The sequence below is a fragment of the Streptomyces sp. NPDC096046 genome, assembly GCF_040303285.1.
GTDB lineage: Bacteria > Actinomycetota > Actinomycetes > Streptomycetales > Streptomycetaceae > Streptomyces.
Genome location: NZ_JBEOSZ010000065.1, coordinates 17,040 through 34,012 on the forward strand (window position 1 = coordinate 17,040; position 16,973 = coordinate 34,012).

The window sequence follows — 16,973 nt, forward strand, 5'->3', positions numbered from 1 at the left end:
TCAGGGGCGGGTGGGTGCCGGTTCCGGATCGTGGGGCACCCGGCACCCCGGACGTGGTCGTCCGGCGGCCTGGTGGGGCCGCCGGTCAGGCTCTCGGGTAGCGGGCGAGCCAGCCGGGGGAGGAGCCTCCCGGGCCGTGCAGGGACGGGCCCTGGGTCATCTCCATGGCGAAGTCGTCGGCCAGTTCCAGGATGGTGGGGCGGCCCTCCAGCTCGGCCAGCCACCCCGGCGGCAGCGCGGTCTCGCCGTGCAGGGCGCCGAGCAGACCACCGGTCAGCGCACCGGTCGCGGCGGACGGGCCGTCGTGGTTCACGGCCAGACACAGCCCGTGCCGGACATCGGCCGCGACCAGCGCGCAGTACACCGCTGCGGCGACGAGCCCCTCCGCCGTACCCGCCCCGCTCAGCTCGGCCACGCGCTCCGGGCCGGGCATGCCCTGCCGTACCGCGCCCAGCGCCTGCTGCAGCGCGTCCGACACCGGCTGGTGCCCCGGCCGTGCGGCCAGCAGCCCGAAGGCCCGCTGCACGGCACCGTCGAGACTCTCGCCCAGAGCCAGCGCGTGCACGATCACGGCGTACGCGCCCGCCGCGAGCGAGGCCGTGGGATGGCCGTGGGTCTGCGCCGCGCACTCGACGGCCAGCTGGACGACCAACTGCGGCTCCCAGCCCACGAGCAGCCCGAACGGAGCGGACCGGGCGGCCGCCTCGGGCCCGGCCTCACCGGGGTTCTTCGGCGCCTCCGGCGTCCCCATGGTCTGGTCGCCGAGCCCCAGCAGCAGGGCGCGGCTGGGGCCCCGCCGCGCGTACAGCCACTCCTCCCGCGCCAGCCACCCGTCCTCCTTGCGCCGCTCGTCGGGCCCCCAGTCGCGCTGCGTGGCGGCCCAGCGCAGATACGCCCGGTGCAGATCGGTCGGGGGATGCCAGGCACCGGTGTCCCGCCTGACCTGGGCCCGGATCAGACCGTCGACGGAGAACAGGGTGAGCTGGGTGAGATGCGTGACGGCGCCGCGTCTGCCGTAGGCGGGGGCCAGGTCCACCAGGCCCTCCGCCCCGTGCGCCTCCCGGATTCCCTCCAGAGTCAGCCCGTCGACCGGCGTCCCCAGCGCGTCCCCCACGCCCACGCCCAGGATGGTGCCCCGTACCCGGCTGCGGAAGTTCTGCTGCTCCGTACGGCCCCAGACGGCACCGGCAGTCGCACCCACCTAGACCTCCCCAGGGCACCGTCCACACGTACGACAGCTCAGCACTGTAATCGAACGGGGACGGTGGGTTCAGAGGGGCGCGAGAGGGGCGGACCGCGGACCGGTCAGCGCAGCTCCTCCGGGCAGGGCGTGCCCCGCGGGAGCTGGTACGGCGCCGCCAGGCGGTAGGTCCCGGCCTTGGGGGCCAGCAGCTCCGTCCACTTGTCGCCCTGCGCGTCCTCCTCCGTCTCCGCCAGACAGCCGTTGACGTTCACGTACGTCTTCGGCTCGCCCTCGGGGCGGCTCTTGGACTCCTCCGTCTCCTGCGGCGGCTTCAGGCTCTTGCCCTCCGCGTCGACGATGCTCAGCCACGGCGAGTACGGGACGCGGACCAGGATCCGGCCCGCCTTGCTCACCTGGAGGGTCATCTCGCCCTGCTCGGCCCGCTCGACCACCGCGTTCGGCCCGGCCAGCGGGGTCGGGGCCGTCACCCTGAACAGCTGCCAGGTGTCGTTGCCCCAGATCTGGGTCAGATACGGCAGCCCGCGCCGCACCAGCGCCCGCTCCCGCTGACCCCCGTCACCGTCCGGCTCGCCCTTCGGCAGCACGACGTAGTGCACGGCCCAGCGCTTCAGCCACTCGTGGTAGTTCGCCGAGTTGAGCGTGTCGTCGTAGAAGAGGGGGTTGCGCTCCATGTCGGCCTGGCGGTTCCAGCCGCGGGCCAGATTGACGTACGGGGCGAGGGCGGAGGCCTCGCGGTGCGAACGGGCGGGGACCACCTCGACCCGGCCCTTCTCGGCGCCGACCTCCTGCAACTCGTTCACCAGCGGCGCGAGCTCGCGCGACCAGGACGCCGCCGGGGCCGTGTGCACGATGTCGTCGACCGTCTTGAAGCCGATCCACACCCCGAAACCGCACAGTGCCACGACGGCCGTGTACCACTTGCGGCTGCGCGGCACCGTGAACGGCAGCGCGGCGACCAGCGCCACCCCGGCGAACAGCATCGCCAGGCGCGTGATGTTCGAACCGATCTGGGAGCTGATCAGCCACACCAGCACGACTCCCAGGCCGTACACCGCCGCCGTCAGCCGGACCGTCTTCCACTCCGGCGGCACCAGCACGTAGGCGAGGACCGAGAACGCCAGCGGCAGCAGCACCGAGCCGATCACCATCGGCTGCGTGCCCGAGAACGGGAACAGCCACGCCGACACCGCCACCACCGCGCTGGGCGCCAGACCCAGCGCCCACGCGCCGGGCCGCCGCTTCTGCAGAAACAGCGCCACCGCCACCAGACCCACGAACAGGCCCGCGACCGGCGACGCCATGGTGGCCAGCGCGGCAAGCGGCGCCGCGCTCAGCGCCTTCGCCCAGCGCTTGAACCGCCACCGGTACGGCCAGCAGAACACGACGGCGACCGCGCCGAGCGCGAACATCATGCCCAGCCCGAACGTGACGCGCCCGGACACCGCGTTGCAGAACAGCCCGAACACGCCCGCCAGCGACGCCCACAGAGGATTGCGGACCGACCGGCTGCGCAGGAGGAGCAGGGTCAGCAGCCCGGCCGAGACCGTCCCCGCGATCATCATCGTCGTCCGCACGCCCAGCACGGACATCAGATACGGCGACACCACGCTGTAGGAGACCGGGTGCATCCCGCCGTACCAGGCGAGGTTGTACGCCGAGTCCGGATGCCGGCCGACGAACTCCGCCCACGCGTCCTGCGCGGCCAGATCGCCTCCGCTGTTCGCGAACGTGAAGAACCAGAGGATGTGCAGCGCCGCGGCCAGGCCGGTGATCGACAGGATGGGATGCCGCAGCATGCGCTCACGCAACGCCAGTACGGGGGCCGGCCACTCGAACCGCTCCCCGCTGTCTTCAGACGCGCCGGCGTCCCGCGCCCCGGGTACGCCTATTCGCGGGCCCGATACCGAGCCCGGATCGGCGTCGTCTGCGTGTGTCGGCTCCGCAGTGGCCACTCGAAGGCACTCCCCGTGTCCCGTCTTCTCTTCTCGTGTTCTTCCCGGCTTCACCGCCGCGCCACCGCGAACGGCGGCCTGTCCCCGATTCGGGACGCTAGCACGCACCCCGCCGGACAGTGCCCGGACGGGCCGTCACCGGCGGGGTGCGGTGGTGCGGGCACGCGCCCCGGATCAGCCGAGTCGCGTGAGCTTGGCCGCGAAGTCCGGCTCCACCAGGTCCTTCTGGAGGGCGACCGGGACCTTCACGGCGCTGGTGGTGCCGTCGCCGACGGTGAGCGTGCCCACCTTCGTGCCGGCCTCGGCGGTGTGCGGCAGGTCGTCCCCGGCGAACGTGAGCTTGACGGACAAACCCGCCCAGCCGACGGCCGTGACGTCCTCGGTGACGGCGACCGGCGTGCGGCCGCCGAGACCGTCGTCGGCGTACCCGACGACATCGCCCTTCTTCAGGATCGTCGCCGACTCCAGCGCGCCCTGCGCGGCCCGGATCAGCTTGTCGCCCTCGTGGAGCGCGGCGCCCAGGATCGTGTTGTCCGGGCCGCCGGCGGGCTGGCGCACGACCGCGCCGATGATCCGGTGGGTCTCGCCGTTCACGTCCTTCTTGGCCGAGAAGACGAGGTTGCCGAGCGCCGAGGTGGTGGTGCCGGTCTTGATGCCGGTGACGTCGTTGTAGCCGACCAGCCGGTTCCAGTTGTCGTGCTTCTTCCCCTTGTAGTCGACGTACGACATCATCGTCGCGACCTCGCGGAAGACGGGCTGCTGCATGGCGGCCTTGGCGAGCTTCACCTGGTCCACGGCCGTGGAGACGGTCGTGTTGTTCAGGCCCGACGGGTCGGTGTACGTCGTGTTCTTCATGCCGAGGTCCTCGGCGGCGTCGTTCATCTTCTGCACGAACGCCTTCTCGGACCCCGCGTCCCAGCGGGCCAGCAGCCGCGCCACATTGTTCGCGGACGCGATCAGGATGCTCTCCAGAGCCTCCCGCTCGGTGATCTCGTCGCCCTTGGTGACGTCGACGGTGGACTCCTGGCCGGCGTCGGACTGGTCCTGGGCGGCCTGGTCGATCGGGATCTTCGGACCGTCCTCGCCGCTCTTGAGCGGGTGCTCGCGCAGGACGAGGTAGGCGGTCATGACCTTGGCCACGCTCGCGATCGGGACGGGCTTCTGCTCACCGGAGGACCCGAAGGTGCCGATGCCCTGGACGTCCAGCGCGGCCTGGCCCTCGGCGGGCCAGGGGATGTCGACCTTGCCGCCCTCGAAGGTGTAACTGTCCTTCGCGGTGAGTTCGAGGGTGGGCGTGGGCAGCGGGCGCACGCTCTGCACGACCGCGAAGACGACCACCAGCAGCAGCACCAGCGGCGTCCAGATCTTCACCCGCCGGGCGGCCGTCCGCAGCGGCGTCTCCGGGGGCGGCGGGGTGTTCGTCAGCTCGGCGAGCAGGTCCAGCGGCGGCTTGGGCGGCAGCGGCTGCTGCGTGGTCCGCTCGGGGCCGACGGTGGGGACGGGCGCGGTGGCCTCGGCCGGGGCCGGCTTCTTGACCGCCGGCTCGTCCAAGGGCTTCAGCGCGACGAACTTGCTGGTCCGCTCGGCATCCTTCTCGGGCGCGTCCTTGGGCCCGCCCCCGAGCTTCAGCATGGTGGTGGGCTGATCGACGGGTGGCCGCACGGCCTTGAAGACGGCGGTGGGCTGGTCGACGGGGCGTTCGGCCGGGGCGTCGTCGGTGCCGTCGTCCGACGCGGGCGCGGTGCCGGTGCCGGCGGCTCCGCCGCCCTCGGTCGTGCCGGGCTCGTCCTTGCCGACGCTGTCCGCGGGTGCCTCACCCGCGACGGCGGGCGCCTTGGCCACGCCTTCGGCGTCGGGGGCGTCGGGTGTGCGGTCAGCGTCCTTGGCGTCGGGGGCCTTGGCGCCGGTGTCCTTCGGCGAGGGCTTGCCGTCGGCGTCCTTGGCGTCCTTGGCGTCGGTGGGCTGGGGCGCGTCCTGGGGGACGGCGTCCTCGGGCTCGGCCTTGGTGTCAGGGGCCGGGGCGTCGGCGGACTTCGGCGTGGCCTTGGCGGCGGTGGACTTCGGCGTGGCGTTGGACGGGCCGGGGATTCGCGGGTCCGCGGGCCCGGAGGCCTTGTGGCCGGTGTGGCTGGTCTTCTCGCCCGACTTCTCACCGGCCGCGGTGACGCTCGCGCTGCCGCGCGTGGCGGAACGGTCCTCCCCGGGCTTGTCGGCCTCGTCCGTGGCGTCCTGGGGCGCCTCGTCGCGCTCGGCCTCACGGCGGCCCGTGGCGTCCGTTCCCGTGCTTGTGCCGCTCTCGGCAGGCCCGGCCGCGCGCTCGGCGCCCCTCGCGTCGGTGTCGTTCTTCGCGGACCCGTCCGCACGCTCGTCCTCGGCGTCCGGGCCGGCCTCCGGCGCTCCGGCGGCCTTCCCGGCCTCCTGACCGTCCGTGTCGGCCTCGGTGGGCTCGTCCGTGTGTTCGGCAGCCGTTCGGCCGTCTTCGGCGTCCCCGCCGTCGCCGCTGGCGGCGGCGGGCTTCTCGCCCCCGTCCGCCGAGGCGACCCACGCGGCGACCGCATCCCTCAGCCGCCCGTCACCGCCCCCGGCGTCGGCCTCGGATGATTTCCCGCCCCCGGCCCCGGACCCGCCGGACCCCTTGGCGCCCCCGGACCCCTCGGCGGAGCCGGACGCGCGCCCCTCGGTGTCGCTCTCCGTGTCCGAGCCGCGCGCGGCGCGCTCGCTGTTCTCGGGGTCCTCCGCCGTCCGGGTGGACAGCACGCGGGTCGCCGTGTCGGCAGCACCCCGCGCCGAGGACCTCTCCGCGTCCCGGGCCACCGCGAGCCGCGGGTCGGCGGCTTCACTCCTGGCCTCCGGAACCGGACTCGCGCTCCCCGACGTCCTTGGTGCCGACGACTCGCGCTGCTTCGACCTGTCGGGGGACTCGCCCGCCACCGATGCCTCCTCCTCGCGCCGCACTCCCCGCGTACGCGTACCGAACCGTGAACCGCCGCCCGTGACACCGCTCGGCGCTGTCCGAACCATGTACCAGTGTCCTGTGTGCGGGCCAAACCCATCCGGTAGACGAGAACGACATACCTACTGGTTCCACTACGAACCGGTCACGCACCCTCGACAGACCAATGTGAGAGGGGTCACCCTGTCTTTCATCCACGCGGGGAGGCATGGATGGGCAGGAGCCGCAGAACACTTCCGGAGGAGCTTCTGCTGCTGGCGCTGGACCCGACCACGGGTACCACCGCACAGCCGCAGTCGCTCGACCTCGGTCTGGCCGGAGCACAGCTAGTGGAGCTGGCGCTGGCCGGACGGATAGCCCCAGACGGGGATCGTATCGCCGTGGTGGCACCACGGCCGACAGGAGATCCAACACTGGACTGCGCATTGGAGTTGCTGCGACGGCGTGGCGCTCCCGTGCGCGCCGTCCACTGGATCGGCGGGCCGCGTCTCGGGCTCCGCCAGACCTACCTCTCGCATCTGGAGCGGTGCGGCATGGTGCATGCCGTGGCCGGTCAGATGTGCGGAGTGCTGCCGACGACTCGCTACCAGGCGACGGACACCGAGATCAGCCGGGAGATCAGGGCCCGGCTGGACTCCGCGATCCGCACCGGCGTACCGCCGGACCCGCGGACCGCGGCGCTCGCCGCCCTCGCTCACGCGGTCGGCCTCGGCAAGCACCTGTACCCGGGCAACGAGGGGCGTTCCTCTCGATCCCGGCTGCGGGACCTGATCAGGCACGACCCCATGGGCGGCCTCGTCGCGCACGCGGTGATGGACGTCCAGAACGGCGTGGCGGCCCAGCCGCGCCGCAACCCGGCACCGTCCGGCCGTCAGGCCGCCGGCGGAGCCAGGCCCGCACCGGAACCCGCCCGAGGCGTTCCGATGCAACCGCGTCACGGAACCATGGCGCGCGTCGCGGCCCACTGAGCCGCGCCGCGCCGGCACGACCCACGACCGGCACACGCACCACGCACCAACGCCCCACATGCTCCATGGGGCCCACGAGCCCGGTCACGGGAGCCGCTGTCCGAGCGGGGCGGAGAGAGCGCACACTCTCTCCGCCCCGCTCGGCGTGCCGTGCCCGAACTGGCGTGTACCCGTCGCATATCCACCGTTTCCCAGCGGTAGTAAGCACCTTGGTGGCAGTCTGCTCAGCAGCAGATACGCAAAGTAGAGGCACGCAGCCGGAGGTGCACGTCCCGTGGCGTCCAATGTCAATCCCACCGTCAGGCGGCGCCGGCTGGGCCAGGAGCTCCGCAGGCTCCGGGAGCTCAAGGGCATGACGGCCGAGGAGGTGGCCGAGCGGCTGCTGGTGTCGCAGTCGAAGATCAGCCGCCTGGAGAACGGGCGGCGCAGCATCAGCCAACGCGACGTCCGCGACCTGTGCGGGGTCTACGAGGTCGAGGACCAGCGCATCGTCGACTCGCTGATGCAGATGGCCAAGGACTCCCGGCAGCAGGGCTGGTGGCACGCCTTCGGGGACATCCCCTACAGCGTCTACATCGGCCTGGAGACCGACGCCGAGTCGCTGAGAGTGTACGAACCCCAGATCATCACCGGTCTGTTGCAGTCCCGTGCGTATGCCGAGGCCATCATCCGCGGCGGTTCGCCCGAGGCGTCGGAGGCGGACAACGACAAGCGCGTCGAGGTCCGGCTGCGCCGGCAGGGCCGGATCACCGCCGACACGGACCCGCTGCGGCTGTGGGTGGTCCTGGACGAGGCGTCCCTGCACCGGATCGTCGGCAGCCGGCCGGTGATGCGCGAGCAGTTGGAGCACCTCATCGAGATGTCGCAGCTGCCCCACATCACCGTGCAGGTCCTGCCGTTCGAGGTCGGCGCGCACGCGGGCATCAACGGCCAGTACTCGATCCTGGAGTTCGCCGACGCGGCCGATTCGAGCGTGGTCTACATCGAGGGCGTCACCAGCGACCTGTATCTGGAGAAGCCGCTCGACGTGCAGAAGTACACGGTGATGTACGAGCACCTGCGCGCCCAGTCGCTGAACGTGGACCAGTCCCGGCAGCTCATCGAGCGGGTGGCGAAGGAGTACGCGCGCTGACCTGACGTCGGGCGCGGACCTCTGGTGGGGTGAAAGCGCGGGATGTTACACCCCTGACACGCCTGACTGGAAGTCACCCCTGGAATATGCCATCCAGTCGAGTGAATGGCTGCTTCGAACGAGGAGGTTGGCGAGTAGCGTCGATCACGCCAACCATCAGCACCGGTTGGCGTAAACGCAACTGGCAACGGAGCAAACATGGCAATTCGTCTGGGCGCCACGGAAACGTGGACGACGTCCTCCTACACCAACAACAACGGCGCGTGCGTGATGGTCAGGTCGACCGTCGACGAGGCCCTGGAGCTCGGGGACACCAAGGTTCCCGAGGGCCCCAAACTGGCGTTCCCCGCCGACGCGTGGAGCGCCTTCGTGGCCTCGGTCAAGGCCTGATCCCCGCGATCGACAGCACAACGAGCACCACAAGCACCACCGACAGAGCCCTCTCGACCAGAATCGCCGTCCTTGCCGAGAGGGCTCCGCTTGTGCCCGCGGAACTCCGGGATCAGCTCACCGGGAACGCCACGTCACACGCCGGGTCCCCCGGGCCCGTCGCCGCCCAGTCCGCGAAATAGAGCTCCCGGCAGGGGCCGGTCGCCGTCAGCCCCTCCGCCGCCATCCACTCCTCCACCGCCTCGAAGGCGGCCAGGATCTGCGGGTGCGCCACCTGCGCCTTGGTGATCCTGGTGTAGGCCAGCCGCCGGGCCGGCTCCACCCGCACCGCCGTCTCCCACGCCTTCCCCCGCCGCTCCGCCCAGGCCCGGGCCGCCGCCTCGTCGGCCACCGGCACGCACGCCTCCGCGGGGCCGTCGCTCTCCATCGACACCTCCGCGTGATAGGCGACGTACGGCACCCCGGCCACGCCCCCGCACTCCCGGGCCGCCTCCTCCAACCGGCCCAGCGCCGCCCCGATCCACGCGGGCAGCTCGTCCGCCAGGGTGTGCCGCTTCTCGGAGATCACCACCTGGGCGGGCACCTCCACCGTCTCGACCGTGAACTTCCCGTACATCTCGGAGCTCCTCCCCGACAGCCGTCCACGGAGGTACTCGGCGAGCGTCCGCTGCCCCGCCACCCGCGCCTCGACGTCCGCCCAGTACGCGCCGAGCAGTGCGGCGGCCGAGGGCCCGTCACCGGCCGCGACCACCTCGGCGATCCGGGCGAGCGGCATGTCCAGCTGCCGCAGCAGGGCCACGAGCCGGGCCCGTTCGACCTGCCCGGCGCGGTAGTAGCGGTAGCCGGTGGCCGCGTCGACGTGCGCCGGGGCCAGCAGGCCCAGCCGGTCGTACAGCCGCAGCGCCTTCGCCGACAGGCGGGCACGCGCGGCGAACGCCCCGATGGTGAGCAGTTCCAGGTCCCGTTCCGGTCCGTCCACCACGGCATCCTCCGTCATCGGGCGGCTCTTCCGCCCGATGACGAGGACACTCGGGCCTGACCCAGGGGCAAGGTCAACGCCCCACCGGCCGCCTTCAGGCCAGCTGGGCCTCGATCGCGGCCACGACCTGCGCCGAGTCCGGCTCGGTCTGCGGCGAGAAGCGGGCCACCACCCGGCCGTCGCGGCCGATGAGGAACTTCTCGAAGTTCCAGCGGATGTCCCCGCTGTGGCCCTCGGCGTCGGCGAAGCCGGTCAGGCGGTCGTACAGCGGGTGCCGCCCCTCGCCGTTGACCTCGACCTTCTCGGTCATCGGGAAGGTCACACCGTACGTCGCCGAGCAGAACTCGGCGATCTCGTCGGCACTGCCGGGCTCCTGCCCCAGGAACTGGTTGCAGGGCACACCGAGGACGCTGAAGCCGCGTGCGGCGTACTGCTCGTGAAGCTTCTCCAGGCCCGTGTACTGCGGGGTCAGGCCGCACTTGGAGGCGACGTTCACCACGAGCAGCACCTTGCCCGCGTACTGGGACAGGTCGGCGGAACCGCCCTGCAGCGCACCGATCTCGACATCGAGGGGAGAGGAACCGTTGGTAGTCGTCATGAGCAAGACCCTAGCTCCGCCGGGTGCCGGGCCGGTCGCGGGCCTCGGTGGCCTCCACCAGTACCCGCCCCGCCGCCGTCCGCGAGTACAGCACCGACCTGCCCGCCCTGCGCCGCTCCACCAGACCGGCGTCCAGCAGCACCCGCAGATGCCGCCCGACCGAGCCGAGCCCTTGCCCGGTCACGGCGACCAGCTGGCTGGTGCTCAGGGGCGAGCCGAGCCGGACCAGCACACCGGCGCGGGCCGTGCCGAGCAGCGCGCCGAGGCTCGCGGGCACCGGCCTGCCGCCGGGATCGGCCAGCGCCCCCGCGCACGGGTAGACCAGCGCGTACCGGTCCGTCCCCTCCCAGGCCACCCAGCCGACGCGCTGCGTCGTGACGGGCACGAACACCAGCTCGGCGCCGGACAGCTCACGCGGCGGGTACTCGCGCGCGTTGACCTGGAGCCGGTTCTCCCCGAGCCACTGCGTCCCCGGCCGCAGCGTGTCCAGCGCGGACGCCCAGCCGCCCCTGCTGACCTGTGCGGTCCGCGCGACCACATCCGCTTCGAGGACGCGCCGCCGCTGGGGCCAGTACGGCCGTACGGCCGTCGTCCAGACGTGCGTCAGCAGGTCCGCGGCACGCTCCGGGAGGTCGTCCCGGTGCAGCGGGGCCGGGACCGGGCCGCGCAGCGAGACGGTGAGGTCCGTGCGGGCCGCCGCCGGATCGGCCGCCCGCACCCGTGCGACCCCCTGCTCGAAGGTCTCCCCGGCGCGCGGGGTGGGGGAGAGGAAGTCGGCCGTCCATTCCCGCCCGATCCCGGCGCCGATCAGCCGCGCGGTCACCCGGTCCCGCGCCAGCCGCCGCCGGTAGGCCGGCAGATGGTCGTCGAGCCACCGTCGCTCGCCCGGATGTGCCGCCTCGGCCGCCTGCAACAGCCGCAGACTCGCGAAGGCCTCGGCGAACGGCGATATCACGAACCGGCTCCCGGCCAGGGTGTCGGCGTTGATCTGCCACCAGCCCACCGGCCACCTCCTCTCCGAGGTTTCGCGTCAGCGCGAAACAGTAACCGCGCGAGCGGGGGCGCCGAAGACTCCGTCCCATGCGCAGCTACCGCGATCTGTTCCGCACCCCCGAGTTCACCCCGTTCTTCCTCGCCGCGTCCGCGCAGACGGTCGCCCAGACCATGGGCGGACTGGCCCTGGGCACCCTGGTGTACCGGGCGACCGGGTCACCGCTGCTGTCCGCGGTGAGCATGTTCGGCTCGTCGCTGGTGCAGGTGCTGGGCGCGACCTTCCTGCTCTCCGCGGCCGACCGGCTGCCGCCGCGTGCCGCACTGACCGCCCTGCCCCTGCTGTTCGCGGCGGCCACGGCCGCCCTGGCCCTGCCCGGTCTGCCCGTCGGGGCGATCTTCGCGATCGTCCTCGCCAAAGGGCTGGTGGAGTCGGTGGGCGGGGGAGTGCGCTGGGGCCTGCTCAACGAGATCCTCGCCAAGGACGGCTATCTGCTCGGCCGCTCGGTCTTCAACATGATGAGCGGCCTCATGCAGATCACCGGCTACGCGAGCGGCGGCGCGCTCGTGGCCCTGCTGTCCCCCCGGCCGGCGCTGCTGGCGGCCGCCGCCCTGTACGCCTTGGCGGCCGTGGTCGTCCGCCTCGGCCTGACCCGCCGCCCGCCCCGTACGACGGGCCGCCCCTCGGTGTCGGCGACCTGGCGCGCCAACGCGCTGCTCTGGTCCTGCCCGCCCCGCCGCCAGGTCTACCTGGCCCTGTGGATCCCCAACGGCCTCGTCGTCGGCTGCGAATCCCTCTACGTCTCCTACGCGCCCGCCTCCGCCGGCACCCTCTTCGCCTGCGCCGCGCTGGGCATGCTGGCCGGGGACGTGCTGGTCGGCCGCGTGCTCCCACCGGGCCTGCGCTCCCGCCTGGGTTTCCCTCTCCTGCTGCTCCTCGCCCTCCCCTACGTGCCGTTCCTGCTGCACCCGGCGCTTCCCCTCGCGGCGGCCGCCGTCACGCTGGCCTCCGTCGGGTTCGGCGCGAGCCTCGTGCAGCAGGAACGACTGGTGGCCCTCACACCCGACGGGCTCACGGGCCATGCCCTGGGGCTGCACTCGGCGGGCATGCTCACGATGCAGGGGGTGGCCGCGGCGCTGGCGGGGACACTCGCTCAACTGACCTCCCCGGCCGGGGCCATGACCGCGATGGCCGTCGGGTCGGCGGCGGTGACGTCGCTGCTGATGGGCGCGGCGAAGCGGGAGGAACTCGGACGGCGCGCTGCTGAGACGAGCCCGCCGGGCGGCTCCTGAGGAGGCGCCCGCTAGCCGGTGCCGGTGCCGGTCACCGGAAGCGGCCCGGCCTCGACGAACACCTCGGGAACCTCGTTGTCCACCACGACCCGGGACAGGCGGGCGGGTCACTCCTCCTCCGGGGCCTCGCCCTCGATGAGGCGTTCCGCGATGTCGTCGGCCCACTCCTGGGCCCAGCGGCGCAGTTCGGGTACGGCGGCGACATCGAGACCGTGGACGGTGAAGGCCCTGTCGTCCAGCCAGTCCGTACCGGTCAGCCGGGCCTGGAGGTCGGTGAGGTCGAAGCTGTCGGGTGCGTGGCGGCGGCCGAGTTCCTCCAGCTCGGGGTGGCTCCAGCGGACCGAGGCGGCGTGCACGTCGACCAGGTCGCGTGCGAGTCCGCGGTCGGCCAGGTCCCGTACGCGGGTGCCGACCAGGTCGTCGAGGGAGAGCGCCGGACCGAGCTCCGTCGGCACGGGCGGGCGCCACAGCGTCTCCTTGTGGACGCCGACCTCGCACTCCGCGCCGCTCGCCGCGTCGGTGACCAGGAACTGGGCGGACAGCGGCTCGGTCTCCAGGGTCCGCACGAGCCAGCCGCGCCCCACGAGCCCGGACCGGACGGTGCCGGCGATGACCTCCATCGCGGCCGGGTGCTCGGTGGCCACGTCCACGTCCCGCCCGGCCCGCTCCACCAGGCCGTGCGCCAGCACCGCGGAGCCGCCGGCGAGGACGAGGGAGTAGGCCTCACCCACCGCCAGCAGATCACCGAGAAGCCGGCCGGCGGGCTCGGAGACGGGGTCAGCAGCGGGCATGTCCTGATTATCGCGTGGGGGCGCCGAGGGGCTGGGGTGATCGGCCCGGACGGGTGACCGGGGGGAGCCTAGGGCTTGCGTCCCACCCCGCAGTACGCGTCCACGGCGGCACCGGAAGCGGCGTCGCCGGAAGCCTCCGGTCGCCACTCGGGCACCCGCACGACCCCCGGCTCGGCCAGGTCCAGGCCCTCGAAGAACCCGGCGATCTCGGCGACCGTACGCACGTGGTACGGCACCGCCCCGCTCGCGTTGTACGCCTCCGACGCGGCGATCATGCCCTCGCTGGTCGCGGTGCTGTCACTGATCACCAGGTGGCTGCCGACCGGAAGCCCGGCCATGAGCCGCCGCACCAGCTCGCGCGCCTGCTCGTAGTCGGCGACGTGGCCGAGGGTGTTGAGGATCATCAGGCCGACCGGCCGCGACAGGTCGAGCGTGCCGGCGGCGGCCTTGAGGACGGCCTCGGGGTCGTACAGGTCGGCGTCCAGATAGGCGGTCCTGCCCTCGGCGGTGCTGGTGAGCAGCGCGTTGGCGTGGGCCAGCACGACGGGGTCGTTGTCCACGTAGACGATCCGGGCGTCGGGTGCGACGCGCTGCGCGACTTCGTGGGTGTTGTCGGCGGTGGGCAGGCCGGTGCCGACGTCCAGGAACTGCCGCACACCCTGCTCACCGGCCAGATACCCGACGGCCCGCCCCAGGAACCGGCGGCTCGTGACCGCCACGTCGACGAGCCCCGGGAAGATCGACTTGATCTGGTCGCCGATCTCGCGGTCGACCTCGTAGTAGTCCTTGCCGCCGACGAAGTAGTTCCAGAAGCGGGCCGAGTGCGGCGTGGAGGTGTCGATACGGTCGCGCAGCCTGTCATCGGACACGGCGGGGCCTCCTGTGAGGGTGAGGAAGGGGGACCGCACACCAACCTAGAAGAACTCCCTGGTGCGGTACGGATGTCGTCCCTCCCGCCCCCCGCCCGGCGTGGAGTTTCGGCCACGGCCCGGGTGCTACACCCCGCGGGAGGCCAACCCGCCCACATCTCCGCCGGTCTCGCGCCCGTGGCGCTGGGTGACCAGCCAGAACGCCCACGCCAGGGACCAGAGCAGCAGCCCGGCGGCGACCGGCGTACCGGAGACGATCAGCAGCCCGGCTCCGATGTTGGCTCCGACACCCCCCGCGGTCAGGATCCGCCACCCCACCCCGGCCAGGAGCCCGAGCACGACCAGCGGCCCGAGCACCCCCCACCAGCTCCGGTCCATCACCCCGCGCAGCGACCCCCGCACGAGCACCGCCGCACCGGCCGCCGCCGGCACCAGCGCGAGCCCTCCGGCGACCGCGGCCACGCCGTCGCCGATGTCCCACGGCTGGAACGCGTAGTCGAGCTCACCCGCCGGCAGCCCGTCGTGGTTCTGCTGTCCCATCAGCCCCCAGGCGGCCACGGGCACCGCACTGACGAGCGCGGCCCCGGCCGCCACCATTCCCCGATTGGTCATACGCCCAGGATCGAGGAGCGGGGCGGGGGCCGTCATGAGCACGCGTACTCAAGTACGACGGACACCAGGGCGTTTGAGCATCCCACGCGGTGCGGGTGAAGCCCGCGTACGCGAGGTGGGCGCCGCCCGCCCCCGCAGTGCGTCAGCCGACGTCCCTCCGCGCGAGATCCTGCTCAGGGTGGCGTCGGAGCGGCACGCGAGCAGCGGTGGTGGAGCCGCCGCCCCCGGGCCGTCCTTCTGGAACCGCCCCTGGGGCGTGACGGCTTGGGGCCGTCGCGCCCGTCGTTCAGGAAACGGTCACGAGCGCACGGTGATGTGGGAGCTGCCGCTGCTGCGGTAGCCCTCTGTCGCCATGATCATGTAGTACTTGAAGCTGCCCATGGGCATCCCGGCCCGGGCCCACGCGTCGAAGTGGTTGCCGGTCGTGATGGTGCCGCCCGTCCGCTTCGACTGCCGCACGCTCCAGTACTGGTCGAAGGTGCGCGTGCCCTCGACGGACGGGGCGTTGTACCGCGTCGTCTTGTAGATGTCGTACGTGCCGCCGTCGCTGGTGACGGTGCCCTTGTACGTGCCCGTGGGCCGGTAGGTGCCCCAGTTGTCGACGATGTAGTACTCGACGAGCGGGTTCGCCGTCCAGCCGTAGAGGGTCAGGTAGGCGTTGCCGGACGGGTTGAAGGAGCCCGAGTAGGTCACGGTGCGGCGGGCGCCGTTGCTCCAGCCCTTGCCGGCGACGAAGTTCCCGGTGTTGCGCCATGAGGTGCTGTAACTGCCGCCCGAGGCCAGGTTCATGGAGACCGTGCCCGGCGCGTCCGTCCAGAACGAGTAGTAGTAGCCGTTGTCGTAGCCCGTCTGGTTGGTGGTGACCACGGTGTCGGCGTGAGCCGTGCCCGGCATCGTGAGGGCCGCGGCCGCGACCAGCAGCATCGTGCAGACGCTGCTGAGGAGCAGCCGCAAACGGCCGGCTGACTTGTTCATGAGGTGCTTCCTCCATGTCCTCGTGGGGTGGTCGATGGGGGAGCTCTGTCATCCGGGAGTGTTGGCCGGGCCCTGTCAACTGTCAATGGTTTCGACTGTGGTCGCGAATCATTCGGTTCGCTGCCAGGGGTGATGGTCGTATGTTCACCCTGTTCAAGAGGTAGTCGTTCGTCGCGGTGAGCCGCATTGTGCGGATCTGCCTCCCCTTCAGGGTGCGGAACGCAAGCATCCGTTCATCGAATGTTTCGGGAGACTTCCGGAGGGATCACGCCCGAAACCACGCCGCGGCCCGTCTCGTGCGCGTAGAGCGCCGCACGGTCGCGCAGCCGCGTGGACCGCCGCACGGTCGCGCAGCCGTGTGGACCGCCATCCGGGCGTCCCTGCGACGCCGGGCCGGGACGTCGGGAAGGTGCAGGATGCGGGCCTTGCCGCGGGAGTCCCGCTGGACCTCGGCGGTGCGCGGGACGGCCAGGGGCTCGTAGCGGTCCAGAGGGCCGGGGATCGCCTCGGCGGGGCGTCGGCCAGGCAGGCGGCCAGGTCCATCGCGTCCTCGGTCCCCGGTTCGCGCCCTGCGCCACAACGGGAGCAGGGCGAGGACCTGCCGCGGACACCCCTCGCGCTGCGCGCGGCGCAGCACCGGGCGACCGCGTGGGCAGGGTCACCGCCTGGGCCGCCCATCAGGAGACGGCGACCGTCGCGGCCGCCGAGTACCGGCCGCCGGACGGTGCCCCGTGCCAGGAAGCGGCCTGGCAGGGAGTGGCGCACCGCCGCTTCGGCGGGGCTCCCGCCGGGCCGGCCGGGAGCCGGCCCGGACTCCTCTTCGTGGACCGAACGGCCGCGTGGAGCACGGAAGAACACCACGGAGGGCCGCCGGTGAGGGAGCCCCCTCCTGAGCGGGCCCGGGCGAGGTCGGGCGGTTCGGCCGCACGGCAGGCCGAACCACCCCGTACCCTTTGTGGTGTCTACGGCGTCACATAGCGGGCGCCACACACTGGAGGCAATACCTCGTGCTGATTGCTCAGCGTCCCTCGTTGACCGAAGAGGTCGTCGACGAGTTCCGCTCCCGGTTCGTGATCGAGCCGCTGGAGCCGGGCTTCGGTTACACCCTCGGCAACTCCCTGCGCCGTACGCTCCTGTCCTCGATCCCGGGTGCGGCGGTCACGTCCGTCCGCATCGACGGTGTCCTGCACGAGTTCACCACCGTGCCGGGCGTCAAGGAGGACGTCACCGACCTGATCCTGAACATCAAGCAGCTGGTCGTCTCCTC

14 protein-coding genes and 1 pseudogene are annotated in these 16,973 nt (G+C 72.3%); 5 read left to right on the forward strand and 10 right to left on the reverse strand.

Annotation, left to right across the window (positions count from 1 at the left end; translation table 11 throughout):
• Positions 1 to 85: 85 nt before the first annotated feature.
• From ABTX62_RS34495 to ABTX62_RS34505, 3 genes are all read right to left on the reverse strand, one after another.
• Positions 86 to 1,201 carry an ADP-ribosylglycohydrolase family protein gene (locus tag ABTX62_RS34495; RefSeq protein WP_352119877.1) on the reverse strand — a complete coding sequence of 372 codons (1,116 nt, stop codon included), beginning with the start codon at positions 1,199 to 1,201 and terminating at the stop codon, positions 86 to 88.
• 104 nt (positions 1,202 to 1,305) lie between these two features.
• Positions 1,306 to 3,156, reverse strand: a complete 1,851-nt coding sequence (locus ABTX62_RS34500) for a DUF8823 domain-containing protein (RefSeq protein WP_352119878.1) — start codon at positions 3,154 to 3,156, stop codon at positions 1,306 to 1,308.
• A gap of 174 nt (positions 3,157 to 3,330) precedes the next feature.
• A complete protein-coding gene (locus tag ABTX62_RS34505) occupies positions 3,331 to 6,087 on the reverse strand; it encodes a D-alanyl-D-alanine carboxypeptidase (protein ID WP_352119879.1) in 2,757 nt (918 codons plus the stop codon).
• A 234-nt stretch (positions 6,088 to 6,321) separates the two neighbouring features.
• On the opposite strand from ABTX62_RS34505, the gene ABTX62_RS34510 reads away from it, so the two are divergent.
• The 3 genes from ABTX62_RS34510 (at position 6,322) to ABTX62_RS34520 (ending at position 8,599) form a co-directional block, all read left to right on the forward strand.
• Entirely contained in the window at positions 6,322 to 7,077 is a 756-nt protein-coding gene (locus ABTX62_RS34510) for a GOLPH3/VPS74 family protein (protein ID WP_352119880.1), read from the forward strand.
• 274 nt (positions 7,078 to 7,351) lie between these two features.
• Positions 7,352 to 8,209: a helix-turn-helix domain-containing protein gene (locus tag ABTX62_RS34515; RefSeq protein WP_352119881.1), complete on the forward strand. Its 858-nt coding sequence runs from the start codon at positions 7,352 to 7,354 to the stop codon at positions 8,207 to 8,209.
• A gap of 198 nt (positions 8,210 to 8,407) precedes the next feature.
• Positions 8,408 to 8,599, forward strand: coding sequence for a DUF397 domain-containing protein (locus tag ABTX62_RS34520; RefSeq protein ID WP_184910227.1), 192 nt, complete (start codon positions 8,408 to 8,410; stop codon positions 8,597 to 8,599).
• 112 nt (positions 8,600 to 8,711) lie between these two features.
• On the opposite strand, the gene ABTX62_RS34525 is transcribed toward ABTX62_RS34520, so the two are convergent.
• From ABTX62_RS34525 to ABTX62_RS34535, 3 genes are all read right to left on the reverse strand, one after another.
• The gene (locus ABTX62_RS34525) at positions 8,712 to 9,596 is read right to left on the reverse strand and encodes a MerR family transcriptional regulator (protein WP_352119882.1); all 885 of its coding nucleotides are present in this window, start codon (positions 9,594 to 9,596) and stop codon (positions 8,712 to 8,714) included.
• A 76-nt stretch (positions 9,597 to 9,672) separates the two neighbouring features.
• Positions 9,673 to 10,176: a glutathione peroxidase gene (locus tag ABTX62_RS34530; protein WP_352119883.1), complete on the reverse strand. Its 504-nt coding sequence runs from the start codon at positions 10,174 to 10,176 to the stop codon at positions 9,673 to 9,675.
• A 10-nt stretch (positions 10,177 to 10,186) separates the two neighbouring features.
• Entirely contained in the window at positions 10,187 to 11,179 is a 993-nt protein-coding gene (locus tag ABTX62_RS34535; RefSeq protein ID WP_352119884.1) for an ArsR/SmtB family transcription factor, read from the reverse strand.
• A 77-nt stretch (positions 11,180 to 11,256) separates the two neighbouring features.
• Between ABTX62_RS34535 and ABTX62_RS34540 the strand changes: the two genes are divergently transcribed.
• Positions 11,257 to 12,459: an MFS transporter gene (locus tag ABTX62_RS34540; protein ID WP_352119885.1), complete on the forward strand. Its 1,203-nt coding sequence runs from the start codon at positions 11,257 to 11,259 to the stop codon at positions 12,457 to 12,459.
• A 107-nt stretch (positions 12,460 to 12,566) separates the two neighbouring features.
• Here ABTX62_RS34540 and ABTX62_RS34545 read toward each other — a convergent pair whose 3' ends face one another.
• The 4 genes from ABTX62_RS34545 to xynA form a co-directional block, all read right to left on the reverse strand.
• Complete coding sequence (locus tag ABTX62_RS34545) at positions 12,567 to 13,250, reverse strand: hypothetical protein (RefSeq protein WP_352119886.1); 684 nt, start codon at positions 13,248 to 13,250, stop codon at positions 12,567 to 12,569.
• Positions 13,251 to 13,318: 68 nt separating this feature from the next.
• Complete coding sequence (locus tag ABTX62_RS34550; RefSeq protein WP_352119887.1) at positions 13,319 to 14,119, reverse strand: SAM-dependent methyltransferase; 801 nt, start codon at positions 14,117 to 14,119, stop codon at positions 13,319 to 13,321.
• A gap of 126 nt (positions 14,120 to 14,245) precedes the next feature.
• Positions 14,246 to 14,731 (reverse strand): hypothetical protein, encoded by a 486-nt coding sequence (locus tag ABTX62_RS34555; RefSeq protein WP_352119888.1) that lies wholly within the window; start codon positions 14,729 to 14,731, stop codon positions 14,246 to 14,248.
• A gap of 297 nt (positions 14,732 to 15,028) precedes the next feature.
• Positions 15,029 to 15,706 (reverse strand): endo-1,4-beta-xylanase XynA, encoded by a 678-nt coding sequence (xynA, locus tag ABTX62_RS34560; protein WP_352119889.1) that lies wholly within the window; start codon positions 15,704 to 15,706, stop codon positions 15,029 to 15,031.
• Between the two features lie 1,007 nt (positions 15,707 to 16,713).
• On the opposite strand from xynA, the pseudogene ABTX62_RS34565 reads away from it, so the two are divergent.
• A pseudogene (locus ABTX62_RS34565) lies at positions 16,714 to 16,973 on the forward strand (DNA-directed RNA polymerase subunit alpha); the annotation flags it as partial.

What these genes read in the sequence shown, in the direction of transcription:
- ABTX62_RS34545 (WP_352119886.1), bottom strand. Translation starts at nt 13,250, where the DNA reads ATGCCCGCTGCTGACCCCGTCTCCGAGCCCGCCGGCCGGCTTCTCGGT.
- ABTX62_RS34555 (WP_352119888.1), bottom strand. Translation starts at nt 14,731, where the DNA reads ATGACCAATCGGGGAATGGTGGCGGCCGGGGCCGCGCTCGTCAGTGCG.
- xynA (WP_352119889.1), bottom strand. Translation starts at nt 15,706, where the DNA reads ATGAACAAGTCAGCCGGCCGTTTGCGGCTGCTCCTCAGCAGCGTCTGC.
- ABTX62_RS34510 (WP_352119880.1), top strand. Translation starts at nt 6,322, where the DNA reads ATGGGCAGGAGCCGCAGAACACTTCCGGAGGAGCTTCTGCTGCTGGCG.
- ABTX62_RS34520 (WP_184910227.1), top strand. Translation starts at nt 8,408, where the DNA reads ATGGCAATTCGTCTGGGCGCCACGGAAACGTGGACGACGTCCTCCTAC.
- ABTX62_RS34525 (WP_352119882.1), bottom strand. Translation starts at nt 9,596, where the DNA reads ATGACGGAGGATGCCGTGGTGGACGGACCGGAACGGGACCTGGAACTG.
- ABTX62_RS34540 (WP_352119885.1), top strand. Translation starts at nt 11,257, where the DNA reads ATGCGCAGCTACCGCGATCTGTTCCGCACCCCCGAGTTCACCCCGTTC.
- ABTX62_RS34530 (WP_352119883.1), bottom strand. Translation starts at nt 10,176, where the DNA reads ATGACGACTACCAACGGTTCCTCTCCCCTCGATGTCGAGATCGGTGCG.